Origin of the sequence: Amycolatopsis sp. CA-230715, from assembly GCF_018736145.1 — a bacterium.
In the GTDB taxonomy this organism is placed as follows: Bacteria; Actinomycetota; Actinomycetes; order Mycobacteriales; family Pseudonocardiaceae; genus Amycolatopsis.
On sequence record NZ_CP059997.1, the window covers coordinates 3,793,042 to 3,817,551 of the forward strand.

General features: G+C 67.2%; 31 protein-coding genes. 21 read left to right on the forward strand and 10 right to left on the reverse strand.

The genetic code is table 11. The annotated features are described in order from the left end of the window. Window positions 1-415 precede the first annotated feature (415 nt). On the forward strand, window positions 416-1,090 hold the full coding sequence (locus tag HUW46_RS17810; protein WP_442860944.1) for a hypothetical protein: 675 nt from the start codon (window positions 416-418) through the stop codon (window positions 1,088-1,090). Window positions 1,091-1,108: 18 nt separating this feature from the next. Here HUW46_RS17810 and HUW46_RS17815 read toward each other — a convergent pair whose 3' ends face one another. The 3 genes from HUW46_RS17815 to HUW46_RS17825 are packed head-to-tail and all read right to left on the reverse strand — an operon-like array spanning window position 1,109 to window position 3,837. Then, the gene (locus HUW46_RS17815) at window positions 1,109-2,149 is read right to left on the reverse strand and encodes an ABC transporter substrate-binding protein (RefSeq protein WP_215548334.1); all 1,041 of its coding nucleotides are present in this window, start codon (window positions 2,147-2,149) and stop codon (window positions 1,109-1,111) included. A 10-nt stretch (window positions 2,150-2,159) separates the two neighbouring features. Continuing rightward, entirely contained in the window at window positions 2,160-3,041 is an 882-nt protein-coding gene (locus HUW46_RS17820) for an ABC transporter permease (protein ID WP_215548335.1), read from the reverse strand. Then, the gene (locus tag HUW46_RS17825) at window positions 3,031-3,837 is read right to left on the reverse strand and encodes an ABC transporter ATP-binding protein (RefSeq protein ID WP_215548336.1); all 807 of its coding nucleotides are present in this window, start codon (window positions 3,835-3,837) and stop codon (window positions 3,031-3,033) included. Before HUW46_RS17825 ends, HUW46_RS17820 begins: the two co-directional genes overlap by 11 nt. A 154-nt stretch (window positions 3,838-3,991) precedes the next feature. Here HUW46_RS17825 and HUW46_RS17830 point away from each other — a divergent pair, with 154 nt between their 5' ends. Both HUW46_RS17830 and HUW46_RS17835 read left to right on the forward strand, forming a co-directional pair. Then, window positions 3,992-5,617, forward strand: a complete 1,626-nt coding sequence (locus HUW46_RS17830) for a sensor histidine kinase (RefSeq protein WP_254126289.1) — start codon at window positions 3,992-3,994, stop codon at window positions 5,615-5,617. Further along, the gene (locus HUW46_RS17835) at window positions 5,614-6,288 is read left to right on the forward strand and encodes a response regulator (RefSeq protein WP_215548337.1); all 675 of its coding nucleotides are present in this window, start codon (window positions 5,614-5,616) and stop codon (window positions 6,286-6,288) included. The genes HUW46_RS17830 and HUW46_RS17835 overlap by 4 nt, the downstream gene beginning before the upstream one ends. On the opposite strand, the gene HUW46_RS17840 is transcribed toward HUW46_RS17835, so the two are convergent. Next, window positions 6,230-6,832, reverse strand: a complete 603-nt coding sequence (locus HUW46_RS17840; RefSeq protein WP_215548338.1) for a hypothetical protein — start codon at window positions 6,830-6,832, stop codon at window positions 6,230-6,232. The two genes, HUW46_RS17835 and HUW46_RS17840, sit on opposite strands and share 59 nt — an antisense overlap. Window positions 6,833-7,110: 278 nt before the next feature. Between HUW46_RS17840 and HUW46_RS17845 the strand changes: the two genes are divergently transcribed. The 3 genes from HUW46_RS17845 to HUW46_RS17855 all read left to right on the forward strand — a co-directional run bounded on the left by HUW46_RS17845 (window position 7,111) and on the right by HUW46_RS17855 (window position 9,207). Continuing rightward, window positions 7,111-7,389 carry a DUF2277 domain-containing protein gene (locus tag HUW46_RS17845; protein WP_215548339.1) on the forward strand — a complete coding sequence of 93 codons (279 nt, stop codon included), beginning with the start codon at window positions 7,111-7,113 and terminating at the stop codon, window positions 7,387-7,389. A gap of 392 nt (window positions 7,390-7,781) precedes the next feature. After that, window positions 7,782-8,405, forward strand: a complete 624-nt coding sequence (locus tag HUW46_RS17850; RefSeq protein ID WP_442860945.1) for a DUF4360 domain-containing protein — start codon at window positions 7,782-7,784, stop codon at window positions 8,403-8,405. Between the two features lie 148 nt (window positions 8,406-8,553). Further along, window positions 8,554-9,207: a DUF4360 domain-containing protein gene (locus tag HUW46_RS17855; protein ID WP_215549947.1), complete on the forward strand. Its 654-nt coding sequence runs from the start codon at window positions 8,554-8,556 to the stop codon at window positions 9,205-9,207. A gap of 551 nt (window positions 9,208-9,758) precedes the next feature. Here HUW46_RS17855 and HUW46_RS17860 read toward each other — a convergent pair. After that, window positions 9,759-10,256, reverse strand: a complete 498-nt coding sequence (locus HUW46_RS17860; RefSeq protein WP_215548340.1) for a hypothetical protein — start codon at window positions 10,254-10,256, stop codon at window positions 9,759-9,761. A gap of 33 nt (window positions 10,257-10,289) precedes the next feature. Continuing rightward, complete coding sequence (locus HUW46_RS17865) at window positions 10,290-10,757, reverse strand: helix-turn-helix domain-containing protein (protein WP_215548341.1); 468 nt, start codon at window positions 10,755-10,757, stop codon at window positions 10,290-10,292. 262 nt (window positions 10,758-11,019) lie between these two features. Between HUW46_RS17865 and HUW46_RS17870 the strand changes: the two genes are divergently transcribed. The 11 genes from HUW46_RS17870 to HUW46_RS49055 all read left to right on the forward strand — a co-directional run bounded on the left by HUW46_RS17870 (window position 11,020) and on the right by HUW46_RS49055 (window position 16,269). Continuing rightward, window positions 11,020-11,184, forward strand: coding sequence for a hypothetical protein (locus HUW46_RS17870; protein WP_215548342.1), 165 nt, complete (start codon window positions 11,020-11,022; stop codon window positions 11,182-11,184). Continuing rightward, window positions 11,181-12,086 carry a YqaJ viral recombinase family nuclease gene (locus tag HUW46_RS17875; RefSeq protein ID WP_215548343.1) on the forward strand — a complete coding sequence of 302 codons (906 nt, stop codon included), beginning with the start codon at window positions 11,181-11,183 and terminating at the stop codon, window positions 12,084-12,086. Before HUW46_RS17870 ends, HUW46_RS17875 begins: the two co-directional genes overlap by 4 nt. After that, window positions 12,083-12,892, forward strand: coding sequence for a recombinase RecT (locus HUW46_RS17880; protein ID WP_215548344.1), 810 nt, complete (start codon window positions 12,083-12,085; stop codon window positions 12,890-12,892). Before HUW46_RS17875 ends, HUW46_RS17880 begins: the two co-directional genes overlap by 4 nt. Continuing rightward, entirely contained in the window at window positions 12,889-13,257 is a 369-nt protein-coding gene (locus HUW46_RS17885; RefSeq protein ID WP_215548345.1) for a hypothetical protein, read from the forward strand. Before HUW46_RS17880 ends, HUW46_RS17885 begins: the two co-directional genes overlap by 4 nt. Then, a complete protein-coding gene (locus HUW46_RS17890; protein WP_215548346.1) occupies window positions 13,254-13,511 on the forward strand; it encodes a hypothetical protein in 258 nt (85 codons plus the stop codon). Before HUW46_RS17885 ends, HUW46_RS17890 begins: the two co-directional genes overlap by 4 nt. Further along, the gene (locus HUW46_RS17895; protein WP_215548347.1) at window positions 13,490-13,852 is read left to right on the forward strand and encodes a hypothetical protein; all 363 of its coding nucleotides are present in this window, start codon (window positions 13,490-13,492) and stop codon (window positions 13,850-13,852) included. The genes HUW46_RS17890 and HUW46_RS17895 overlap by 22 nt, the downstream gene beginning before the upstream one ends. Window positions 13,853-13,987: 135 nt before the next feature. Further along, a complete protein-coding gene (locus tag HUW46_RS17900) occupies window positions 13,988-14,224 on the forward strand; it encodes a hypothetical protein (protein WP_215548348.1) in 237 nt (78 codons plus the stop codon). Then, complete coding sequence (locus HUW46_RS17905) at window positions 14,224-15,108, forward strand: helix-turn-helix domain-containing protein (RefSeq protein WP_215548349.1); 885 nt, start codon at window positions 14,224-14,226, stop codon at window positions 15,106-15,108. The genes HUW46_RS17900 and HUW46_RS17905 overlap by 1 nt, the downstream gene beginning before the upstream one ends. Continuing rightward, a complete protein-coding gene (locus HUW46_RS17910; protein WP_215548350.1) occupies window positions 15,105-15,620 on the forward strand; it encodes a zinc finger domain-containing protein in 516 nt (171 codons plus the stop codon). Before HUW46_RS17905 ends, HUW46_RS17910 begins: the two co-directional genes overlap by 4 nt. A gap of 17 nt (window positions 15,621-15,637) precedes the next feature. Further along, a complete protein-coding gene (locus tag HUW46_RS17915; RefSeq protein ID WP_215548351.1) occupies window positions 15,638-15,880 on the forward strand; it encodes a hypothetical protein in 243 nt (80 codons plus the stop codon). Continuing rightward, window positions 15,877-16,269, forward strand: a complete 393-nt coding sequence (locus tag HUW46_RS49055; RefSeq protein ID WP_215548352.1) for a WhiB family transcriptional regulator — start codon at window positions 15,877-15,879, stop codon at window positions 16,267-16,269. Before HUW46_RS17915 ends, HUW46_RS49055 begins: the two co-directional genes overlap by 4 nt. Window positions 16,270-16,341: 72 nt before the next feature. Here HUW46_RS49055 and HUW46_RS17925 read toward each other — a convergent pair whose 3' ends face one another. Next, window positions 16,342-17,919 carry a GmrSD restriction endonuclease domain-containing protein gene (locus HUW46_RS17925; protein ID WP_215548353.1) on the reverse strand — a complete coding sequence of 526 codons (1,578 nt, stop codon included), beginning with the start codon at window positions 17,917-17,919 and terminating at the stop codon, window positions 16,342-16,344. A 347-nt stretch (window positions 17,920-18,266) separates the two neighbouring features. Here HUW46_RS17925 and HUW46_RS17930 point away from each other — a divergent pair, with 347 nt between their 5' ends. Both HUW46_RS17930 and HUW46_RS17935 read left to right on the forward strand, forming a co-directional pair. After that, the gene (locus HUW46_RS17930) at window positions 18,267-18,947 is read left to right on the forward strand and encodes a hypothetical protein (RefSeq protein ID WP_215548354.1); all 681 of its coding nucleotides are present in this window, start codon (window positions 18,267-18,269) and stop codon (window positions 18,945-18,947) included. A gap of 110 nt (window positions 18,948-19,057) precedes the next feature. After that, window positions 19,058-19,552: a helix-turn-helix domain-containing protein gene (locus HUW46_RS17935; protein ID WP_215548355.1), complete on the forward strand. Its 495-nt coding sequence runs from the start codon at window positions 19,058-19,060 to the stop codon at window positions 19,550-19,552. Between the two features lie 32 nt (window positions 19,553-19,584). Here the strand turns inward: HUW46_RS17935 and HUW46_RS17940 are convergent, their stop codons facing one another. Beyond that, window positions 19,585-20,181, reverse strand: coding sequence for a DUF4145 domain-containing protein (locus HUW46_RS17940; RefSeq protein ID WP_215548356.1), 597 nt, complete (start codon window positions 20,179-20,181; stop codon window positions 19,585-19,587). Window positions 20,182-20,343: 162 nt separating this feature from the next. Here HUW46_RS17940 and HUW46_RS17945 point away from each other — a divergent pair, with 162 nt between their 5' ends. Beyond that, window positions 20,344-21,534 carry a PBSX family phage terminase large subunit gene (locus HUW46_RS17945; protein ID WP_215548357.1) on the forward strand — a complete coding sequence of 397 codons (1,191 nt, stop codon included), beginning with the start codon at window positions 20,344-20,346 and terminating at the stop codon, window positions 21,532-21,534. On the opposite strand, the gene HUW46_RS17950 is transcribed toward HUW46_RS17945, so the two are convergent. After that, window positions 21,494-21,772 (reverse strand): hypothetical protein, encoded by a 279-nt coding sequence (locus HUW46_RS17950; protein WP_215548358.1) that lies wholly within the window; start codon window positions 21,770-21,772, stop codon window positions 21,494-21,496. The genes HUW46_RS17945 and HUW46_RS17950 overlap by 41 nt on opposite strands. Window positions 21,773-21,805: 33 nt before the next feature. On the opposite strand from HUW46_RS17950, the gene HUW46_RS17955 reads away from it, so the two are divergent. Further along, complete coding sequence (locus HUW46_RS17955) at window positions 21,806-23,185, forward strand: phage portal protein (RefSeq protein ID WP_215548359.1); 1,380 nt, start codon at window positions 21,806-21,808, stop codon at window positions 23,183-23,185. Here the strand turns inward: HUW46_RS17955 and HUW46_RS17960 are convergent. Continuing rightward, entirely contained in the window at window positions 23,182-24,348 is a 1,167-nt protein-coding gene (locus HUW46_RS17960) for a DDE-type integrase/transposase/recombinase (RefSeq protein ID WP_254124945.1), read from the reverse strand. The two genes, HUW46_RS17955 and HUW46_RS17960, sit on opposite strands and share 4 nt — an antisense overlap. Window positions 24,349-24,510 lie beyond the last annotated feature (162 nt).

A 24,510-nucleotide genomic window follows, 5' to 3' on the forward strand; every position in this document is an offset into this window, starting at 1 on the left:
CCGTGCCCCGAAAGTGACCTTCGCCGAAGGCTCTTCTTGGGGCGCTGAGCGTCACGATCTCGGCCCTCGTGGCGGGCCGCCACCTCCTGCGTGGCCCGCAGCGGGCGTTCGCGTGCCCCGAAAGCGGGAGGTCGAGTGTGCGAGGGGTGGATGTGCGGCGTTGAGCGCCCCGAAGGCCACCTTCGGGGCACGCACAGCCCTGCTCGCACGTCAGCGAGGGCCGAGAAAGTGGCGCTGGGGTCCCCGAAGGTGGCCTTCGGGGACCAACGACGGGCCCCGCCGCCGCACGCACCCGACATCCGCGCACCCGACATCACTGTGACCAACAGCATCATCTACCGCCCCGAAAGCCAGGGCACGCGGGCAAGCCGCGCGGACGGAGGCGGGGCGCGCCGCCGGGAGCTACCGTGGGGCGATGATCGCCGAGAGCGTTCCCGCCTGGCGGCGGAAGACCGAGGGCGAGGCCCGCTGGCAGGCGATGGCCGTGGTCATCGCCACGCTCGCGTTGCAGCTCGCCCTGCCCGGCGCGCTCGTGCTGAGTCCCCGCTGGCTGCTGCCCGCACTGTCCACTTTGCTCATCGTGGCGCTGCTGCTGGTGAATCCCGGCAAGGTGGACAGGCGGAGCAAGCGCGAGCGGATGATCTCGCTCGTGCTCGTCGCGGTGGTGAGCGCGGCGAACGCGCTGTCCGCGGTCGGGCTGGTGATCGGGATCGTGGACGGGTCCATCACCGGCAGCGCGGGCCGCGTGCTGCTGTCCGGCGTGATCGTCTACTGGACGAACATCGTGGTGTTTTCCCTGTGGTACTGGGAATTCGACCGCGGCGGCCCGGCGGCGCGGGCACTCGGCGAGGCCGATTACCCGGACTTCATGTTCCCGCAGATGAGCGATCCGGAGCTGGCGCCGAAGGACTGGGAGCCCGGCTACCTCGACTACCTCTACGTCTCGTTCACCAACGCCGCCGCGTTCAGCCCGACCGACGTGATGCCGCTGCGCCGCTGGGCGAAGCTCACCATGCTCGGCCAGGCGGGGCTTTCCCTGATCCTCGCGCTGCTGGTCGTCGCGTGGGCGGTCGGTGGCCTGCGCGGGTGAGCGCAGGCCACCGGTCCCTCACGGTTTCGTCGCCGCCGCGTCGGCGAACTTCGTGGTGTACGTCTTGTCGAGCGCGATCCTGTCCTTGCGCGGGGCCACGTTCTTCGAGAAGCTCGCCAGCACCCGCAACGCGTTCTGCGCCGCCGCGGGGTCCATTTTGCCGTCCGCGTTGAACATCCCGATGCTGTCCTTGATGGACTTGACGTACAGCTCGGGGTTGCCGCCCGCGAACGACTGCGGCATCTTCGCCGCGATCTCCTCGGGTCGGTGCGCGGAAATCCAGCGCAGCGAGCCGATGAACGCGTTCGCCAGCTTCTGCACCACCTCCGGGTACCGGTTCACGATCTCGCAGCTCATGTACAGCGAGGTCGACGGGTAGAGCCCGCCGAGCGCGGCGCGCGTGCCCTGCTCGGTGCGCAGGTCGTAGAGCACCTTGCCCTGGCCGGTCGTGGTGAGCTGGGCGATCGTCGGGTCGGTGGTCATCCCCGCGTCGATCTCGCCGCGGGTGAGCGGCGCGATGAACGTCTGCCCGGCACCGACCTTCACCGGCGTGTAGTCGCTTGAGGACACCCCGTCCTTGGCGGCGAGCGCCTTCGTGAGGAAGTCGGTCGACGAGCCGAGCGAGGTGACGCCGAGCTTGCGGCCGCGGAAATCGGCCGCGGAGCGCACTTCGCCCGCCTTCTTCGTCGAAATGACCTCGGCCTCGCCGGGGATGTTCGCCATCTGCACCACGCTGGTGATGCACTGGTCCTTGGCCTGCAGGTCGATGGTGTGGTCGTAGAAGCCGACCACGCCCTGCACCTCGCCGGAGATCAGCGCGGTCTCCGCGCTCGCGCCCGAGGTGTCGCCGAGCAACTCGACGTCGAGCCCCTGCTGCTTGAACCCGCCAAGCTGCTGCGTCAGCATCGCGGGCAGGTAGATCACCTTTTCCAGCCCGCCCACCACGATCTTGAGGTGCGGGGTGCCGCCGCCGAGGTCCAGCGTCCGCGTGTCGCGGCACGCCATCGTTCCCGCCGCCACCAGCACGAGTGCCAGCAGCAGCCCGATCTTCTTGCGCATCTTCACCACCTCAGATCGGCGACGCGGCGTTGTCGTCGGCGTTGGGGCGCCAGCGGAGGAGCTTGCGCTCCAGCCAGCCGATCCCCCACTCGGCGATGAGCGCGACCACGGTCATGATGATCATGCCCGCGTAGATGCCCGCCGAGTCGAACGTGCCCTGCGCGTTCGAGATCAGGAACCCGACACCGGCGCGGGCGCCCGCGTACTCGCTCACCACCGCGCCGATCAACGCGAACCCGAACGCGGTGTGCAAAGAGGACAGAATCCACGAGGTCGCGCTCGGCAGCACGATCGAGCCCATCACCTGCACGCGGCTCGCGCCGAGGATCCGCGCGTTGTCGATGACGTTGCGATCCACCTCGCGGGCGCCGGTGAAGGCGTTGAAGAACACCGCGAAGAACACCAGCACGATCACAGTGGCCACTTTGGACGGAAGCCCGAGACCGAACCAGATCACGAACAGCGCGGCGAGCACGATCCTCGGCACCGCGTTGATCGCCTTGATGAACGGCGCCAGCACGTCGGCGAGATAGGCGCTGCGGCCGAGCACCACACCGAGCACCACGCCCGCGATCGACCCGATGGCGAACCCGATCACGGCCTCTTCGACGGTCACCCACAGCTGGTACCAGATCGACCCGAAATCGGTGCCGATGCTGAACCATTCGACGAGCCGTTCCCAGATCTTCGACGGCTTGGAGTAGACGAACGGGTCGATCCACAGCGTCGCGGTCAGCTCCCAGCTGCCCAGCCAGACAGCCACGATGCCCAGGCGCAGCAACCAGATGTTGCGCTTGCGGCGACGCGTCTTCGTACGCTGCCTGGCGAGAATGTCCTCTTCGGACTCGTAGACCTTCGTTTCTTCCCTCGTGAGCACGGCTTCACGCGACATTGCCCGCACCCCTTTCCCGCGCCTTGTCGACCTCGGTCCGCAGCGACTCCCAGACCTGCCGGTACAGCCCCATGAACTCCTCAGTCAGGCGCAGCTCCTCGACCGCGCGCGGCCGTGGCAACGGCACCTCGAACACGTCCTTGACCGTCGCCGGGCTCGCCGTCATCACCACGACCTTGTCGGCGAGCGCGATCGCTTCGTCGAGGTCGTGCGTGACGAAGATGACCGCGGCGTCGCTGCCCGCCCACAGGCGCAGCAGCTCGTCCTGCATGAGCGCGCGCGTCTGCACGTCGAGCGCGGAGAACGGCTCGTCCATCAGCAGGATCCGCGGGCTGGTGACCAGGGTCTGCGCCAGCGCGACGCGTTTGCGCATCCCGCCGGAAAGCTGGTGCGGGTAGTACTTTTCGAAGCCCTTGAGCCCGACGCGCTCGATCCAGTCCGCCGCCTGCGCGCGGGCATCCGCCTTGCGCGCGCCGCGGAACCGCGGGCCGGAGGCCACGTTGTCGAGCACGGAACGCCACGGCATCACCGCGTCCGTCTGGAACATGTACCCGACACCGTCCGGAATGGACCGGACGTCGGTGCCGTTCACCCTGACCACCCCGGCCGACGCGGGCTGCAGGCCGGAAACGAGCGAGAGGGTCGTCGACTTCCCGCAGCCGGTCGGGCCGACGACGGCGACGAACTCGCCCTCGCCGACGGTGAGGTCCAGGTCCCGTACCGCGGTGTGCACCGATCCGCTCCCGCTCGGGAAGCGTTTCGTCGCACCCGCCAGTTCGATGAGGGGTGGGGCCATCGCGGCGACTCCTTTGTCTGTGCTGCCGGTCACAGGGAAGGTAAGAGGCGCCCATCGCGAGGTGAAGCTTGTCCGCGTTCTGCTTCCCGCCGATGCGTTCTTCGCGTTTCGCACGTTTTGCTCACGCTCTTGACCTGCGAGTACGGTGCGCTCCATGGCGGAACGGGGCTTGTTCGCGCGGCTGCGGTTCAGCAGGCAGATCCTGCTGCTGCAGGTCGGCGTGGTCGTGCTGCTGCTCGTCGTCGGGCTCGCACTCGTCGCCGCGCTGCTGCGGAGCACGCTCACCGACGACTACGGGCAGCGCGCGCTCGCGATCGCGCGCTCGGTCGCGGCGGACCCGGACGTCGTCGTGAACGTGGAGGCGAAGCGCGCGGGCGGCGCGCTCCAGTCGCGCGCACTCGCCGTCCGAGCCCGCACCGATACCTCGTTCGTCGTGATCACCGACGACCAGGGCATCCGGCTGGCGCATCCCGACCCGGCGCAGATCGGCCAGCCGGTCAGCACCGACTACCGCGTGCCGATCGGCGGCGGCGAGGTCGCCAGCGCGGTCGAGAAGGGCACGTTGGGCTTGTCGGTCCGCAGCAAGACCTACGTGAAGACACCGGATGGCCGCGTCGTCGGCGAAGTCAGCGTCGGCTTCGAAACCGACGATCCCACCGCGGAGTTCCAGCACCTGCTGCTGATCGCGGGCGGGTTCGGCGGGCTCGCGCTCCTGCTCGGCGTCGGCGCATCGGCACTGCTGACGCGGCGGCTGCGCCGCCAGACCCACGGCCTGGAACCGCACGAACTGACCGAACTGCTCTACGAACGCGAAGCCGTGCTGCACGGGATCGGCGAAGGCGTGGTGGCGGTCGACGCCCGGAACCGCATCACGGTGTGCAACTCCGAAGCGGGGCGCCTGCTCGGCATCGCGCTGCCGATCGGCGCGGATCTGTCCGAATTGGACATCTCGCCGCGGCTGCGGTCGGCACTGGCGGACGGCGACGAGGCCACCAACCTGCTCGCCGTCGCGGGCGAACGGGTGCTGGTGATCAACTCCCGCCCGGTTCGCCACGACGACCGCGAGCTGGGCACCGTGCTGACCCTGCGCGACCGCACCGATTTCGAGACCCTGACCAGGGAGCTCGACGCGGTGCGCTCGCTGACCGACGGCCTGCGCGCGCAACGCCACGAGTACCGCAACCGGCTGCACACCCTGTCCGGCCTGTTGCAGCTCGGCCACCGCGAGGAAGCCGTGGAGTACCTGCAAACGCTGACCGATTCCGTCTCCTCCGCCGCGGGCCCGGTCGGCGAAACGGTCGCCGACCCGTACCTGCAGGCGCTGCTCGTCGCGAAAACCGAGCAGGCGGTGGAAAAAGGCGTCGCGCTGCGGGTTTCGGACGACTCGTGGGTACCGGCGGCGACCACCGACCCGATCGCGCTCAACACCGTGGTCGGCAACCTGCTCGACAACGCGCTGCACGCGGCCAGGATGGGCGACCGGCGGCCCGCGACCGTGGAAATCGCCTTGCTGGCACAGGGAAACGAGCTGCACGTGTCCGTAGTGGACAGTGGAGGCGGGATACCCGCGGAGCTGCGCGACACCCTCTTCACCGAGGGAGTGACGACCAAACTGGCCCCGGGGCACGGCCTCGGCCTCGCGCTGGCGAGGCAGGCCGCGCGGGCGCGAGGCGGTGACCTGTGGCTCGGCGACCCCGGCGGGGAGAACAGCGGCGCGCTGTTCGTCGCGGCCTTGCCCGGCATCGTGGACGACCGGACGGACGGAGAGGACCTGCCATGATCAGGACGCTGATCGTCGACGACGACTTCCGGGTGGCCGGGGTGCACGCCGGTTTCGTCGAGGAGACACCGGGTTTCACCGTGGTGGGCACCGCGCACACCGCGGCCGAAGCACGGGCACGCGTGCGGGAGCTGACGCCGGATCTGGTGCTGCTGGACGTGTTCCTGCCCGACGAACCGGGCCTCGCGCTGCTGCCTGAGCTGCCCGCCGACGCGATCGTGCTGTCCGCGGCGGCGGACGCGCGCACGGTGCGGGCCGCCGTGCGCGGCGGCGCGGTCAACTACCTGGTGAAACCGTTCACCACGCGTCAGCTCACCGAACGGCTGCTCAGCTACGCGCGCTACCGCTCACTGCTCCCCGAAGACGGGCACCTCGGCCAGGACCAGATCGACCGCGCGTTCCGTACCCTGCACGAGCAGGACCGCAGCGCCGCGCCGAAGGGGCAGTCGAGCGCCACGTCACGGCTGATTTCCGACCAGCTCAAGCAGGCCGACGGCCCGCTTTCGGCCGCCGAAATCGCCGGGGAGCTGGGAATCGCGCGCGCGACGGCGCAGCGCTACCTGACCGCGCTGACGGAATCGGGCTCGGCGGTGATGGGCCTGCGCTACGGCGCTACCGGCCGTCCCGAGCACGAATATCGGTGGCACGGGCGCGATCGTTCCCGCCCATGAACCCGTCCCACACCGATTTCGCGGTGTCCAGGAACGGCCGGGTCATCTGGTCGAACGCTTCACCGACGGGGTCGTGGCGCTTCGGCGCGGGCGGCGGCGCGTCCACGCGGGGCTGCTCCGCCCGCGGCGCCGCCTTGCGGGTGCTGCTCGGCGCCGCGGCGGTGGTCTTCGGCGCTTCCTGGCGCTGGACGCGCACCGGCGCGGGCGCGGGTGCGGCGGGCTGCACGGGCGCGGGCCCGATCCGCGGTGGCGCGATCCCGGCTTCGGGCGCCTCGACGATGGCGGGCGAGGGATCCGCGAGCTGGGTCGTGGTGTGCGTTTCGGACTGGCCGCCGAACACGGTGCCCGCGACCCAGCCGACCATGACGAACGCGAGCGCCGCGCACGCGAGCACGCCGTGCTTGCGCCGCGACGACCCCGGCACGCGTTCGGCGGGCAGCGGGGCCCTCGGCGTCGGCACGCTCGCCGCGACGATGCCGGTGCGATCGGCGAAGGAGATGTCCGGCTCGGCGCCGGAACGGGGTCGCGTGGCGACGCGCACCATACGAATGCCTCCCAGTACGGGGAAAGTCCGCCTTCTGGCCGCGGCTTCACCACCGCAGCCGCCACGACCGCCGCGTGCGTCGCGTGACCGGAGCGGCACGCACTGCTAGCTCGAGGCAGCACCGAAGTTAGCAGCGCGCGGCGGCAATGCCACTGCCAGCACCAGGAATTAACGCAAGACCGTCGAAAATAGACTCGATCGGGTGACCTCCCGGTAGCGCTCCGCGACCGTCCGGAATCGCCGGTTCTGCCGGAGTTCCCGCGCGTAGGCTGAGGTGCATGTGCCGGAACATCACCACGCTGCGTGGCCTGGAACCGTCGGCCACTCCCGAAGAAGTCGAAGCCGCCGCGCGCCAGTACGTGCGGAAGGTGAGCGGGGTCCAATCCCTTTCGGACGCCACCCGCGAAGCGTTCGAAACCGCCGTCGCCGAGGTGACCGAAACGACCACGCGCCTGCTCGCGGCCCTGCCCCCGCGACGCCAGCCGCCGGCCACCGTGCCGCCGCTGCGCCGCCCCGAGGTGCAAGCCCGCATCGCGGCGAGGGCCGCCAAGCCCTGATCCCCGCACCGTCGCTTTCGAACCCGACAATTCTCCCGCCCCGCTCAGCGGAAAAGTGCTTTCCCTTTCCCGCAGAGCGGGGCTTTTCGCGTCACTGAGCGAAAACACCACGGCGACCGATCGGTTCGAACCGGGCCGATCCGGCGAAAACCTTGCTGCCACCGCCGGTTTCCCGGCGGGTGCCGTGCACCAAGGTAGGTAGGGCCGATCGGCCCATCCTGCCGCCGGGTGGACGACAAAACGTTTCAGGGCACCAATAAATACGTAGTGCCGCCCGGTGATACCGCGCTTGTTTTTCTGGCCCCTCGACGAGGACAGTGGACTCGGGCAGTTCTCGTCCCCCGCCTGCCCGGTGCACTCCGGAACAATCGCCATTCGTTGGAAGGTAACGCATGCTCACCATGATCACCGCCGCCGGCATGGCCTTGTCAATGCTCACCGCCCCCGCGGCCACCGCGGCCGCCGAACCCCCACCAGACCGGGTAGTCATCGACGTCGAGACCGTCAACGGATCCGGCTGCCCGCGCGGAACGGCCGCCGTGGCCACCGCGACCGACAACACCGCCTTCACCGTGACCTACAGCGAGTACACCGCACAGGTCGGCGATGGCTCCAGCCCCACCGACCTGCGGAAGAACTGCCAGCTCGGGCTGCGCGTGCACATTCCGCAGGGCTTCACCTACGCGGTGGAGCAGGCCGACTACCGCGGTTTCGCGTACCTGGCGAAGGGCGCGTCCGCGGTGCAGCAGGCCAGCTACTACATCCAGGGCACTTCGCCGACGACGCGCTCCTCGCACCCGTTCGGCGGCCCGTACAACGACAACTGGCAGTTCACCGACCGCACACAGACCACGGATCTGGTCTACGCGCCGTGCGGCGAGGACCGGTTCCTCAACGTCAACACCGAACTGCGGGTGAACGCGGGCTCTTCGGGCACCAGCACCAGTTTCGTGTCCATGGACTCCACCGACGGCGGCGTGAGCACCAAGTACCACTTCCACTGGAAGAAGTGCTGACGCACTGAAGAACCACGACGCGCGGCGACCGCTCTTCGCGCCAAAGAACGGCCGCCGCGTTTTACTTTAGGCACACCCCGCTCTGCCGCACATTCTTTTGTTGACGTCCCGCTCGGCCAACGAATGGCATGATGTCGGAGGTAATTCGATGCTCAACACCTTAGCCGCTGCCCTTTTGGCTTTTTCGACGGCCGCCGCACCCGCGACCGCTTGGCAGGGGCCCCATTTCACCGATCCACCCACGGACAAGATAGTGATCGATGTGGTCACGGTCAACGGTTCCGGCTGTCCGCCGGGAACCGCGGCGGTGGCCGTCTCCACGGACAACACGAAGTTCACGGTGACTTACAGCGATTACCTCGCTCAGGTCGGCGTTGGCGCGAAACCGACGGACTTCCGCAAGAACTGCCAGCTCAGTCTCGTCGTGCACGTCCCATCGGGTTTCACCTACGCGATCGCGCAGACCGACTACCGCGGTTACGCGAACATCAAGAAGGGCGCGAACTTCACCGAAAAGGCGAACTACTACTTCCAGGGAATGTCGCAGACGATCCCGATGTCGCACAAGTTCGACGGGCCGAAGGACGACAACTGGCAGACGACCGACAAGGTCGGGGTCGACCAGATCGTGTACGCGCCGTGCGGTGAAGAACGCAACTTCAACATCAACACCGAACTGCGCGTGGACGCGGGCACCTCGAACACCAAGGAAACGACCAGTTTCGCCACCATGGACTCGACCGACACCGACTACAGCACCGTCTACCACTTCCACTGGCAGACCTGCCCACCGAAACCCTGACCCACCAGCACCACGCGGGAACCCCACCTGGCCGCTCAGCCCCCGCTGACCGGCCAGGTCGGCCCACGCCGAGGCGAAGCCAACGGCACCCCGATCGAGCCGAGGCGAAGCCGACGGCCCCACCCGCCCCCGAACACCCGCGCGCTCCCACCACATCGGCAACGCGCACTGCCCACCCCAACGCAACGCGCCCTTACAAAGCCCCAGAAACGCGCACTAACCCCACCAGAGCACCGCGCACTTACCCACCCCAAGAAACGCGCGCTCCCACAAACCCGCCCGCCCACCCAGTAGAGGGGGGTGCCGGGGGGCGGAGCCCCTCCGGCCGGGGTCCGGGGCTCGGCCCCGGAAACAATGGCTGGAGCAGCTGGGTCGGCGCTCTCCGCCGACACACGCCGCCCACTGCGGAAGCGGAGGGATTTGAACCCCCGGTCGGTTTCCCGACGCTCGCTTTCAAGCTGAGCGGTACTTAGCGCTGTGCTCACCTGGGGTTTCCCTGAATACTAGCGAACGTAAGGCGTCTGGGCGAGCGTGTTGGGTTTGATCTTGGTCTACGGACGCCGTCGCGGCCGCGGCAGCTCTCGAGCCGCATACCGCCGCAAGTCGCCGAGCGGCCGGTGCGTGGTGCCGCGCCTTCGGCCGTCCAAGTCGCGGTACTCCCGAGCGGACAAGTCGAGCACCCGAGCGAACAAGGTGCGCGTATCGACGGCAAGCTGTTCAGCGATCTCGTCCGGGTGATCGGACCAACGTAGTGCGTCGACGAGGTCGGGAACGGTGATCAGACGACGCGCCGCAATCGCATGCACGCGACGTTCGAGCCGGGTATCGAGCCATTCCACACCGCAGTACCCGAGAACGTCATCGCGCCGCTCGTGGTGGACGATTTCGTGCGCAGTCGTGCAACGCGCCTCGACCTCGGTCAAGATCGGGTGAACGCGGATCACGCCGCCCCGGTAGTCGCCCCACCCGCGCACCGCGTGGGACACGATCACTTCGGCGCCGAGCAACTCGGCGTGTTGGTACGGGTCGTACCGTCGGCCCCAGTCCATGCGTGTTCCTCCCCAACACGCAGGCGGTGGAAATCAGGCGCCGGTCTCTGGGCCGGGTTCGTCCGGCCGTTCGGCGTCGCTGAGCCACTCGCGTTCTTGTCGAACTCTCATCGGTTCGTCACCTGGGCTGTCGGCTACGAGTTGCAGAGGGTTACGGCGGTCAAACGTGGGATGTTTCACGGGCGAATCGGGAACTTGCGAGGTAACGCGCTCGAACCTGGTGTCGATCTCGTCGAGCAGCTCGCGCACCGAGTAGGCGGCGAGACCCTGCCTCGATTCCTCCACCGTGAGCAGGCCAGCGCCGACGAGCAGGGGCACGAGAGGCTCGTCGAGCGCCTCGGCGACAGCTCGCGCATTGCCGATCGTGGGTGGTGAGCCGCGGTTTCTCCAATCCGAGATGCGACTCTCGGACACGCCGGCCGCCCGGGACAGGTGCACCGGCTTCCAGCCTCGCCGGTCGAGTTGCGCCTGTAGGTACGTCCACCACTGCCCGTCAGCCATGACACGATGTTACTTCCGTGTGCGGAACTAGCGGAACCCGACTTACGTCGTTCGTCCGAATACTTGCGCGCACGGAAGCGTTGAAACGGCGTCCCATCTGCACGTATGGTCGATCTTCCTAGGGGGTTAGGGATCTTCCACACACGGAAGCAGAGGGGAACTGTCTGTGACATCGCACGTCCGCGTCCGACCGGATGCGCTGAGTAAGGTCGCGACTGCGAAGGGGTTGCGGTCGCGGTACGCGTTGGCGAAATGCCTCGGGGTGAGTCAGTCGACCGTCGGGCGCGTGCTCGACGGCGAGCAGTGGCCGGGAAACGAGTTCATCGCCGCGACCATCAACGGGCTCGACATCGGGTTCGACGTGGTGTTCGAGGTGACCGTCGGCGAGGTCACCTCGGCGAACGAGCACGCGAGCGTGGCCGGATGAACGCCGCCGCTGTCCGTGTCGGCACCTTCGAGCCGGGCTCGGCCGAATGGTTCGCCGCCCGCGCGTCCGCACTTGGCGGCTCCGAGGTCGCCGCGGTGCTCGGGTTGTCGCCGTGGGAATCGCGTTTCTCGCTCTGGCACCGCAAGAAGGGCGCCGCGAGCGCAGCGGACGACAACGCTGTCATGCGGTGGGGTCGCTGGCTCGAGGACCCGATCGCGCGCGCGTTCGCCGCGGCACACCCCGAGTATCGGGTGCGCCGGTGTGGGACGTGGGCGAGCCGGGCGCGCCGATGGCAGGTCGCGACACCCGACCGGCTGCTGTCGAGCCTGACCGAGCGGGCGCTGCTCGAGATCAAGACGGCCCATAACGCCGATGAGTGGGGCGAGCCCGGTACCGACGAGATCCCGATCTACTACCGGACTCAAACCCTGTGGCAGCTCGACACGCTCGGCCTGTCCCGCGCGCACGTCGCCGTGTTGATCTCCGGCTCGGACTACCGCGAGTACGCCGTCGACTGGAACATCGCCGAGGTTTCCGTGCTGCGCGAAGCTGCCCGCGAGTTCCTCGACACCCTCGAGCGCGACGAGCGTCCGGACATCGACGAGCACACCGCGACTTACCGCACCGTGCGAGCGCTTCACCCGCGCATTGACGACGTCGAGGTCGAGATCGCCGCGCCCCTGGCCGACCGCTACCGAGCCGCGGTCGCCGAGCACAAGGCCGCTGAGGACGCCAAGCGCCGGGCGGCGGCCGAGGTGCTCGACGCGCTCGGCACCGGGCGCCGCGCCGTCGTCGACGGCGAATCGATCGCCATCCGCGTACCGGGCACGGGCGACTCGCCGCCGTCACTGCGCCCGTCTCCCATCCGTTCGACACCGCAGAAGGTGAGCGCTGCCGCATGACCTCGCAGACCGTCACGACCGCCGTCGCGCAGCAGAAAGACAGCTCGCCGGCCGCGCTGGTGCGCAAGTACCGCACGGACTTCGCAACGGTGCTCCCGAGTCACATCAAGCCCGAGACGTGGCTGCGCATCGCTACCGGTGCTCTGCGCCGGAGTCCCCAACTCGCGAATGCAGCCAAGCGGAACCCGTCGTCGCTGCTTGTCGCGCTGCTCGAGGCCGCGCGCAAGGGGCTCGAGCCCGGAACGGAGCAGTTCTACCTCGTTCCCCGCAAGGGCAAGCACGGCCCCGAGGTACTCGGCATCACCGGCTATCAGGGCGAGGTCGAACTCATGTACCGCGCCGGTGCGGTGTCGTCGGTCAAGGTCGAGGTCGTCCGCGAACACGACACGTTCGCCTACAACCCGGGCGAGCACGACCGACCGGTGCACGAGATCGACTGGCGCGCCGACCGCGGCGACCTGGTGCTCACTTACGCCTACGCCATCATGCGCGACGGCGCGACGAGCAACGTCGTGGTGCTCTCGGCCGCCGACATCGCCGTCATCCTCAAGAAAGCCGACGGCGCCGAGTCGCCGTTCTCACCCTGGCAGTGGAACCCGAAAGCGATGTGGCTCAAGAGTGCCGCGCGCCAGCTCGCGAAGTGGGTACCGACCTCGGCCGAGTACGTGCGGCTGCCCGACGTTCCACTCGAGTCCCTGCCGCCGGCGAAGCCGCTCGAGTTGCCCCGGGTCGACGACGTCGTCGACGCCGAGATCGTCGAGGACTGGCCCACCGCGCCGGACGACACCGCGGACGGTGCCCGATGACCGCGACCAGCGCGAAGGGGCTCGAGGTGATCGCCGACGAGCCGACCGAGGCGCCGATGCGCGCCAAGGGCGGCGCGCCGGTGCTGTGGCGGCAAACGCGAACGCTGCTGCTCGCCGACGGGTCGACGACGTACGGGTGCCTGCACTGTGACTACACCTCGGACAACATGCACTCGATCCGGCCGCACCTGAACAAGCATCGGACCACACCGGCCGCCGAGGTCGAGGTCGACCCGCTCGACGGGCTCACCCTCGGCGAGATCCGACAGCAACTCGCCGCGGCCGACGACTGGAAAGCGCGCGCCGTGCGCGCCGAACAACACCTGTCGATGCTGCGCTCGGCTCTGCGGGAGGTGACCGCATGATCGCCTCCGCGCTCGTGACGACCGACCGCGTGGTCGTCTGCTGCGTCGAGCACGTCGGCGCCGACTGCTGCGACCCGATGGATTGCTCGCCTTGCTGCCCGCAGTGCCCAGTGGTCACCGAGCAAGCGCCAGCACAGCGGGTTTACGACATGTCCGGGCACCGCGAGCTACTCGCCGACCTGGCCGAGTGGGCGCACGAGATCCGAACGCACCCATGGGAGGGGGCGAAGCCGTGGCCGACCAGCTCGCCCTAGGGTTCGCCGACCGACACGACGGTCAAGAGGCCAACCTCGCCGCCGCAGTCGCCGTGAATCGCGACTACCGGGCCGCCGCCGAGGAAGTGCTCGCCGAGCTGGTTCGCGAAGGCCGGCCGTTCACCGCCGAGGACATCCGCAAGGCCGTCCCGAACGACGTCGAACCGCACTCGCCGAACGTCCTGCCGTCCGTGCTCGGCACGTGGGCCGCCCGCCGGCTGATCATGCCGTGCGGCGAGTACCGCAGCCGCCGGCGAAGCCGCCGCGCCAGCCGTAACCGGGTGTGGGTCGCTCGCAGTCCGGCGAGCCGAGCGCAAGACGGCAATTCCAAGTTGGAATAACGCCGAGGAACACGGCTGATTCGCCCTTAGCGTTCTGGAATCTCAATTACACCAACGGATTTAGTCCGTCACCGACCAGTGGCGGGCGCGGTGAAGCGCGCCCGCGTCCGCCACTGCACCACCCCAGGGGGACCCGTGATCATCGAATTTTCCAGCACCAGAACCGCAGCCGCGCCGGTGCGCAAGCTCGACGCGCTCGCCGTCGAGGCCGCGCTCAACGGCCGCCGTGCCTACGACGAGCTGCACCCGCGCGAGGTGTTCGAGGTCGTCCGGATCGCTCGCCGGCGCGGCAACACCCTCGACCAGGTCGCCGAACTGCTCGACGTGGATTTCTTCATGATCGCCGACGAGTACGACGCCGCGGGGGCCTGATGAGCGTTCAGGCCCTGCGTTGGGCCGCCGAGCAGCAGGTCGGCGCCCCCATGCCGAAACTCGTGCTCTACGCCCTGGCCGAGCACGCCAACCGCGACGGCTACGCCACAACGTCACTTACCACGCTCGCGCGGGAGACCGAGGCGTCGCGACGAACCGTGCAGCGCGGGCTCGACACGCTCGTCGAGCGACGGCTCATCGCCCGCACCCGACGCCAGCGCGGCACCGGTGCCGACACGTCCAGCGAGTACCAACTCATGCTCAACCGACCCGGCGACGGTGACACACCGACACCCCAGAGGGAGGGACACACCGCCACCCCCGAGTGTCAGAACGACACTCCCCCCGTGCCAGAGCAACACCCCGGGAGTGTCAGACAGGCACCCCACGCGGGTGTCATAGCGGCACCCCAAGGTGAACCGGAACTACTGAACCGAACTACGGAACCAAGCCGTCACGCGCGCCCGCACACGCGAGGCACCACCACCGCGGCGGAACTCTCGGCGACCGCGTCTCGGCCCGACGCCTACCGGCTGGTGACGTCGTGGCGCGACCAGACCGGCGCCGCCTACCGACCGGCGACGATTCGCGCGCTCGCCAAACAGGCCGACGGCATCCTGCGCGACGGTGGTGCCCTGGTCCCGTTGCGAGCCGCGCTCGACGAGTGGGACCGCCGACCCGATGCTCGGCCCGGTCTGCTGCCGCACCTGTACGACGACGCGGTCAAGGCCACCCGGCGCGCCGAGCAGCCGTCGACCCGTTCGCCGGCACCGCGCAGTGCCCGGGGCGAGAAGGTCCGCGGGTGGCTCGCGCTCGCCGCCGAGTCCGCGCCGACCGATGCCGAGCCCGTCGAGCTGCTCGTCGCCAGCGAGGGCAACTCGTGAACCGCACGGAAGTCGCCGCGCTGCTCGGCGCTGCCTCGGCCGTCGACCCAAAGGTGCCGCAACCCGATCCGGACGTGCTGACCATGTGGGCCGGCATCCTCGACGACGTCCCGGCCGACATCGCCGGCGCCGCCGTTCGCGAGCACTACCGGCACTCGGGCGAGACCGTCATGCCGGCCGACATCGTCGAGCATTGGCGCGCCGCTCGCCGCGACGCCGCCGAGCGCCAGCACTCCGCGCAGTTGCGCGCCCGCGCCACCGAGCGCCCGCTCGATCTTCGCACCATCCGCGACGGCATCGCCCGCGTCACCGCGGCACTCGCCATCACCCGCGGAGTCGACCCCGAGCACGCCGAAGCCGAGGCCGAAGCGCGCCGCGCCTACCTCGCAGTGTCGTGCACCTGGTGCAAAGCCCAACCGGGCGCACCGTGCACCGGTCCCGGCGGCAAGCCGCTCACCAAGCAGTCCGCACACGACGCCCGGCTCGCCGACGCGCTCACGTCCACACGCTGAACACCAGGGGGGAACCGATGAACCACGACGAGACCACCGCGGCGACCGGTCGCCGGCGTCTTCGCGCGCACGCGCGCGAAGACGCCGGATCGGAATCGCTTATTCACCGGTGCCGTGTGAAGATCGGCTGCCTATCCGGCGGATATGGCGGACTCGATCTCAACGTACCGACCGCTCTCGGCGGCTTCGGCGTCTGGCACGCTGAGATTGATCCGGACGCCTCCTCCCTGCTGGACGTCCTTCTCGGCGAGGTGGCATGAACCGTCTACCGGAGTGGCGTGCCCGCGCAACCTGCCGCGACCGCCTTGACCTTGACTTCATCGATCCGACTGCCGACGAGATCGACCAGTGTCGTGCACTGTGTGACGAGTGTCCGGTGCGTGAAAAGTGTCTTACCGACGCGCTCACTCGCGGGGAACCGTGGGGGATCTGGGGCGGACTTGGCGTCAACGAACGGGCCCAGCTCGCGGAAGAATTCGGGCACCCTCCACCAGCGGTGATTCCCTGCCATGGAACAAACACACGCTACGCAAAACACCGATGCCGCTGCGCCCTCTGCCGAGGCGCGCATACCGAGTACGAGCGACAGCGGCGGGCACGTATACGAGCAAAGGAATCGAATTTTGTCGACACACTCGATGGTGCTTGATGTTCTTAAGTGTGCCGGACTCAACCGGCCAGGCGTTGAACAGCGCGCCGTACTCGTTATCTCGCCGCCACATCAAGATGGATTCATAAGCTTGTGCGCAAAATCGACGAGAATTTCAACACGCTGTTCGACGAATGACTCGTACGAATCGTCAAATAAGGAACTCGGGCAGAACGCTTGCTCGAGAATATTTGGAACTAGGCTTTCGTCCATTCGAGCCCGGTATAGACTTGGCGCCACACCGCCAAGCGTCTTGTTGTCCGAACTCGACATGAATACGAAATTTGCGAGCATTCCAATCTCATAAGCAGGCACGTCTTGATCTTTAAGGTATTTTTGGGGATACAGGTGATGGAATTCGTTTCGATTGTAGGCCTGCAAGACTTTTCTGAGGCCAATTGGCGATCCCGAAACGAAACTACGAGGATTCCCCTGCGCAAGCAGGAGTACGAATACTTTCGTATGCACGGTGCCAATATTGAAAGTCTGATCCGTAAAGTATCCACCATCAACGTCAGCAGAAACAGAGTCTAATGCCGATGCCTCACCTCGACGAAGCTTCAAGACTTCCTCGATATCGCGATTCATATTCCTAACCACGGCGGCACTGAAACGGCGCGAGAAACAGGACCGCCAAAACCAAGAAATTAACACTCTTCGCTGAGCAGCCGTAACCTTTACTTCTTTCCCGTCCGGCGCGGCAAAGAACACCGAGAGCGGCACAAGGAGTGCCGGATACGGCAAGTTGACCAAGGTGGCAACACCGATGTTAGATTGAAGGAAGTCGATCGCACCCTTGATACCGTTAACCATACTCGGAAAACGATCTCTGACCTCACCGCCGTTAAGCTCAACGAGCGAACCAGGAGAAACGTCGCCAGCCACAATAGCAGCACAACAACGGAGCAGAAGGTTCGAATCTTCACCTACGCCATGAAAGCCGAAAGGTCGCAGATCTTCAGCGAAATCGCCGAATTTTTCTTGCAAATCAAAATCTTCGCTCCAAGTCCATGCAGATAGAAGCTGGAGGATATCCAGGTCCATCCCCATGCGATTTACTCGCTCAAAGACAATCGCAACCTTTGCTCGATCATCAGTTTCCACCAGCTGCACAGGTATCGAAGCTTGCTGGAAAACAGCTTGCACGGCCCCAATGCGATCAGCTAGAGCATCATCGAAATTCTTAGTGGCATTCCTGTAGCCAGACACGTTAAAGAAGGAACTAATAGGGAAGTGACGACCTACATCGACCTTATCCTCCGGCAAACATAGAAATTGCGACTCTTGCAAGTCCGACTCAGCACCCAGGTCGAAGTACACCCTAGTCCATGAAGCATCTTCAATCGGATTAATATCCGATTGGAATACCCCAAATATCGACGTTAGTCGCTGCTGTCCATCAAGCACATAATCTATAGGAAGATCAGGATCGGGCTCTGACAACTCAAAAGGACCCAGCTGCCGTTCAGACTTCAGCTGGTCCCTCGTTCGCCAAAGGATCACTGCACCAAACGGGTAGTCTTTGTAGATACTGTCCATCAAGAAGGCTACGCGCTCAGCATCCCAGACGAACCCCCTCTGGAAAGCAGGAATTCGGAGCCGACCGCTCGTAACCCGACTAATTATCTCACGAATCGAAAGACCACTCATCAGCCAGGCGCCTCCATGTCTCGCGTTGCCCCATCATAGGCCGAGCAGGCACGACCTCAGGGCATCCGCTGACAGCGTGTTGTCAATCGGTAGTCGCCATGACGGTCGTCACGGAAGCCGCGCGAGACCAAACTCCGGTGACATAGCTACCTAAAGCTCGGATCATGATCGCGTTCATGTGCACCGTTCCCTCATGCAGCCACCCAACGCGTGGTACCACGGTGTGTTTCTCGTGCGCCAGTCGGCTACGCGCCGAGCTGACTGAGATTGTGGAGTTGGTGGATGACCTCGACTACGCAGTCGCCCGCCTCGCCACCAGACCCCGGGTCGGGTCGCGCTCAGCTGAGATGGGGTTGCCATTCAACGTCGGTGCCGCCGAGGTTCGCGACGTCGTGCACAACGTGCTCTCGACGTGGGTGCGAGACTTGTGGGAGACGAACGGTGTACGCCAACAAGTGCCGAGCGGCGAAACCGCGCCGGACGGGTCGCCGCTGACCGTCGCCGAGCTGGAACCGCTCGACCTCGACGACACCGTGCCCGAGATGGCCGCGTGGCTGCGCCGTCACCCGTCATGGATCGAGTACCACCCTGTCGGCGGCGAGCTGGTCGACGAGATCGGTGACGCCGTCGAGCAGGTCCGCCGGGCCGTCGACCTCCCACCGGCGCGCGTGTACTGCGGGCCGTGCCCGGATTGCTCGGCCGACCTCTACGCCCGCCCCGAACGTGCCGTCGTCGCCTGTCGCGAGTGCGGAATGCACCACGACGTCGAGGCCCGGCGCGAGAAGCTGCTCGACGCCGCCCGCGACGTCGAGGCGACCGCGGCGGAGATCGCCCGCGCGTTGCCGAAACTGCTCGGCCGCGAACTGTCGGCGAACACGCTGCGCACGTGGGCACGCGCCGGCAAGCTCGACAAGTGCGAGCCCGACGAACACGGGCGGCCGCGGTACCGCGTCGGCGACGTCATCGACCTTGCGCTCGTCACCCCCGCGCGAAGGCGTGTAACCCGTGAACCGGCCGGTTGTGCTTAAACTGGCGATTAGCAGCGGGTGAGCTGTACCCGCACCACGATCTGACAGCCCCGGACTACCCTCCCCCCTCAGTCCGGGGCTGTCTGCTGCCCGGGGGCGAGGTGATCACCTTGCCGCGCAATCTGATCACCGACGCCGACCGCGAGCGCGTCCGCGAGCTGCACGCCGAGGGCAGGGCACGCAACGACATCGCCCGGGAGATCAGCCGCTCGCCGTCCACGGTGACCGGCATCGCCCGCGCGCTTGGTCTGTCTTTTGACCGCTCGGCCACTGCCGCCGCAACGCACGCTCGCCAGGTCGACAACCGCGCCCGCCGCGCCGACATCGTCGGACGGCTCTACGGCCGCGCCGAGCGCATCCTCGGCCGCCTCGAGGCCGACCGGTACACGTTCACCGCGACCACGATCAACGGCATTGAGTCCAAGGTGCTCGACCACGTGCCGGCACCGGACGAGAAAGCGCTCGCCTCGGCGATGTCGACGCATCTCGGCACCGCGGCCAAGCTCGAACAGGTCGACGCCGACACCGACGCCGAAGGTGTTCGGTCGATGCTCGGCGGGCTCGCCGTCGCGCTCGGCATCACCACCGGGCCGCCGCAAGGGTGAGTGAGACCGGGCTATACCTCGAGTTGCGAAGGCTAGGGCGCTTCCTTATTCTTCGCAGCCGCTTTCGCTAGGCGAGCCTGCTTCATTCGCTCGATCCTCGCCGGCGACTGGAACACCTCCTGGAGAAGTTCCCCCATGAGCACAAGAGTTTCCGCAGCTTCCTCGACCTCTACGGGGGCGACAAAGTCGCCGTGCGCCATGTCATTGCCAAGAAACCGGATCTCATGCGCCGCATCCTGAATGCTTGGCCTGATCAAGTGCAGGCCATGCAGCCCGTCAATTTTTGACTTCAAGTTTCCTTGAGTTACACCTTTTTCTTTGGCTGTCGCTTCAACTACGGACCGCGCTAGCAGGACCGCTGCCCGGTAAGCGTGAATACTGAAGCAGGAATAGGATTCAGAGGCAGCGGCGGCGATATGTTCCGGCACATCGTCGAATTGCTTCCCAACTCCCACCTTCGGAATCCACTCGGCGTACTCGATCATATGCTCGAACATCTCTTCGGCAGTGAACATTCTGCTGTCTGAGCTGTAGGTGTGCCACGCGACGCTAAGCCTCTCGCAGTTGTCGCACTTGAACGCGCCCATGAGCAAGCCGTCAACGGAGACCGTTGTGCCGAAATTCTCCATGTGTGAGACCCGCTCACACCAACCGCAGGTAGTGCTAGCCATCGCGACAGGTTACGGCTCAAAATGCTTCTCCACACCTCAACATGCCGAGGTGAGTTGATGCCCGGCGAACCACCACTATCCGCGGCACAAGTCGCATCGATGCGCGAAGCGAGCGCTCGAGTGAACATCTGGTCGGGCGCCATCCGGTCCGGCAAGACTATCGCGAGCTTGTTGCGCTGGTTGATCTTCGTCGCGCACGCGCCCCGCGGCGGGCAACTCGTCGTTGTCGGGCGCACCCGCGACTCGGTCGCCCGCAACGTGTTCGCGCCGCTGCAAGACCCGAGCTTGTTCGGTGCGGTTGCCGACCACGTCCGCTACACCGCGGGCGCGCCGTCCGGCTGGATTCTCGGCCGGCAAGTGTTCGTACTCGGCGCGTCCGACAGCAAGGCCGAGAAGGTCCTGCGCGGGCTCACCTGCGCGGGCGCGTACGTCGACGAAGTCACCGTCGTGGCCCGCGAGTTCTTCAAGCAGCTACTTGGCCGGATGTCGGTTCCGGGCGCGCAACTGTTCGGTACCACCAACCCGGACAACCCCGCGCATTGGCTGAAACACGACTACCTCGACCGGCTCGCCGAGCTGCCCGACTGGCGCTCGTTCGCGTTCACCCTCGACGACAACCCCTCGTTGTCCGCCGAGTACCGCGCGAGCATCCGTCGCGAGTACACCGGCTTGTGGTTCCGCCGATTCATCCTCGGCGAGTGGGTCGCCGCAGAGGGCGCCGTGTTCGACATGTGGGACCCCGACCGGCACGTCGTGCCGTGGGCCGAGCTGCCCGACCTGCGGCGACTGCTCGCCGTCGGCGTCGACTACGGCACCACGAACGCAACCGCGGCGCTGGCGCTCGGCCTCGGCACCGACGACCGGCTGTACCTGGTTGACGAGTGGCGCCACGACCCGGCGCACGCGCGGACCCGGCTCACCGATTCCCAGCTCGCCGCCGGCCTGCGCGAGTGGCTCGACCTCGATCACCACCCGCGACAGCAGGGCCGGCCCGAGTTCGTCGTCGTCGACCCGGCCGCCGCGAGCTTCCGGGTACAACTCCAGTCCGACGGCGTGCTTACCCAAGCCGCCGACAACGACGTCGCCTACGGCATCCGGACCGTGTCGAGCCTGCTCGCCGAGGACCGGTTGCGCGTGGCCGACCGGTGCCGCGGGTTCATCGCCGAGGTACCCGGCTATTCGTGGGACGACAAAGCGACCGCCGCCGGCGAGGACAAGCCGATCAAGATCGCTGATCACTCGCTCGACGGCGGCCGCTACGCCGTGACGACTACTGAGGCGCTCTGGCGGCCTGCTCTCGCCGCCGCCTGAACAGCGGATACGCCTCCGGTCTGCCCTGCTTGTCCTGTCCGACCGACCACTCGGACAGAACCCAACCGGCGCGCTCGACCGCCTCAATCTGGATAGACCAGTCGGCGACCTCGCCAGACAAAAAGTGGTGCGTCGCCGGCCAGTTCAACCGGGCGGCGAAGAAGAACCGGCCCTCGGCGAACGCCTTGCGCGCTTCCTCGCCGATGGTGTCCGCCTTGGCCTGCTTGAAAACTCCCACGTTTCTCCCTGCTCTGGTGAAAGGGGGTGCGTCATGCCGTCTTCCTGGCCTCCCCCGCCGTTCGACGACGCGCACGCGCGTATGCGCGAGTGGGATGCCTGGTACACCGGTGATCCCGAGCGGCTCGTCGAGGTCTACACCGGTGAGCGCCGACGAGCCGTTACACCTCGTCTTCGGCCGTCGACCTACCGCGGGGGTGTGGTGGGCGGGCTCGCCCGGTTCTTCTGGGGTCGGCCGGTCCCCGTTGGCCAGACGCGACAGCGGTTGCACGTGCCGCTCGCCGCGGACATCGCGACCGCCTCGGCCGACCTCCTGTTCTCCGAACCGCCCCGCATCGTCGTCGACGACACCGCGGCGCAGGCGCGACTCGACCTCGCGCTCAACTCACCGGCGATGCACTCGCGGTTGCTCGAGGCCGCCGAGATCGCCTCGGCACTCGGCGGCGCCTACCTGCGCGTGGTCTGGGATGCCGACGTGGCCAAGCACGCCATGCTCGACGCCGTCCACGCCGACGCCGCGGTACCCGAATGGCGATGGGGCGAACTGTCCGCGGTCACCTTCTACGCGCGAGTGCGCGTCGACGGGCCGGCCGTGTGGCGCCACCTCGAGCGCTACGAACCGGGCCGGATCGTGCACGAGCTGCACGTCGGCACCGAGAACGAACTCGGCCGCGCTGTGCCGCTCGACGAGGCCCCGGCAACCGAATGGGCGGCGCCGCTGGTCGATGCCGAGGGCAGCATCGCCACCGGCACCAACCGGCTCGCCGCCGCCTACGTGCCCAATGTCCGCCCTAACCGGGTATGGCGCGGCACACCGCAGCTCGCGCCGCTGGGCCGCTCGGACTTCGACGGGGTCGAAGGTCTCTTCGACGCGCTCGACGAGGTCTACACGAGTTGGATGCGCGACGTTCGGATCGCCAAGGCCCGGCTACTGGTGCCCACCGGGTACTTGCAGGACAACGGCGCGGGCAAGGGCGCGAGCTTCGACGAGGACCGCGAGGTCTACACCGAGTTGAACGCGCTGTCGCGCGGCGGCTCGGACACCCTCACGGTTTCGGCCCATCAGTTCGCGATCCGGGTCGCGGAGCACCGCGACACCGCCGAGGACATCACCCGTACCGCGCTTCGGTCCGCCGGCTATTCGCTGGCGACGCTCGGCGACAACGACGGCGACGCCTCGATCACCGCAACCGAGGTCACCGCGCGCGAGAAACTGTCGAACCGCACGCGCGACAAGAAAGCGCGGTACTGGGCTTCCGGGCTCGCGCACATCGCCGCCGCGCTGGTCGAGGTCGATCGACACGCTTTCGGCGGCACGGCGACCGTGCCCGAGCTACCCACGGTCGAGTTTCCCGACTGTCGTGTCTCGGTAGTTCTGCCGCAGGTTTGTCTCGGTTGTTGTGACACAGGTTAGGCGGCTGGGGTGAGTTGGCCTTGGTAGGTCTTGGTGTGGTCGAGGTGGATGTGGCCGATCGGGTCGCCGTCGCTGGTGTAGGCGGTGGCCCGGTCGCTGTCACGGATGATGGTGATGGTGTGTCCGGCGTGGGCGGTGCCGATCCGTAGCCGGGCGTGTTTGCCGAGGTTGACCGTGCCGGTGGTGCTGACTTTGAGGCGGTGCACGGTGGCGTCGTCCTGGACGGGCAGGTGCTGGGGTCCGCCGTGGCTGTCGCTGGTGGTCCAGGCATGGGTGGGGGTTTGCCGGCCAAGGGCGCTGTGGCGGCGGTGGTTGTAGTGCTCGCGGTAGACCTCGAGCAGGGTGCGGAGTTCGGTCAGGGTCGCGGGTTGGATGGGTTGGTGATCCAGCCAGCGTTTGAAGGTCTGGTGGTGGCGTTCGACCTTGCCGCAGGTCTGCGGGTGGTAGGGGCTGGAATGGATCAGCCTGCAGCCGTGGCCGGTGACGGTGCGGGCGAACGCCGATGGCCCGGCGTTGGGGTGGCGGCCGCGTGAGGTGAACGCGGATCCGTTGTCGGACAACACGATCGCGGGCGCACCATGGTCGGTGATGGCCGCGGTGATCGCGGTGATCGCGGCACGGGAGGTTTCGGCCTCGGCGGCGTGATTGGCCACCAGCATGCGCGTGCAGTCGTCGAGGACCTCGAACACCACCACCGTGGCCCCGCCGGCGAGGATGACCTCGGTGGCGTCGATCTGGTAGCAGTCCCGCGGCCGGGCATAGCTGAACCGACGGTAGGAGGACCGGGGCCGCTTACGGGGGTTGGACTCGGCCAGCCCGTGCCGGGACAGGATCCGGTTGATCGTGGCCCGCGACGGGACAGGCCAGCCCCGTCCGGCCCAGTCCCGCTCGGCGGCCAACTCCAGAAGCCGATCGCGGATCGGGTCCGCCCCGTTGTCCGGTTTCAGCTCCTTCCGCAGCCGCAGCACGACAGCCACGACCGGCTCCGCCGTAGCATGCCGCACGGTCTTGGGCCGGGTCGACCGCCGCCGCCACTGCCCCTCGGCCTGGATCCGGGCACGGTGCCGATAGAACGTCCGCCTATCGACACCATGCTCCCGGCACCACGCCGACACGTTCTCAACCGGCACTTCAGCCGTCAGCATCGCGTCCACGAATCGCATGATCGTCCCATTCCGCGTCATGGCCCTCACCACAACGCCGGTCAGGCGGCAGATCATGCAACATCACCCGACCCGGGTGTGTCACATGCTGCGATACACAAACTGTGTCAAAACAGCTGATACTGAACAGTCGAGTTTCCCGACCGGACGCAGCCCGACCCC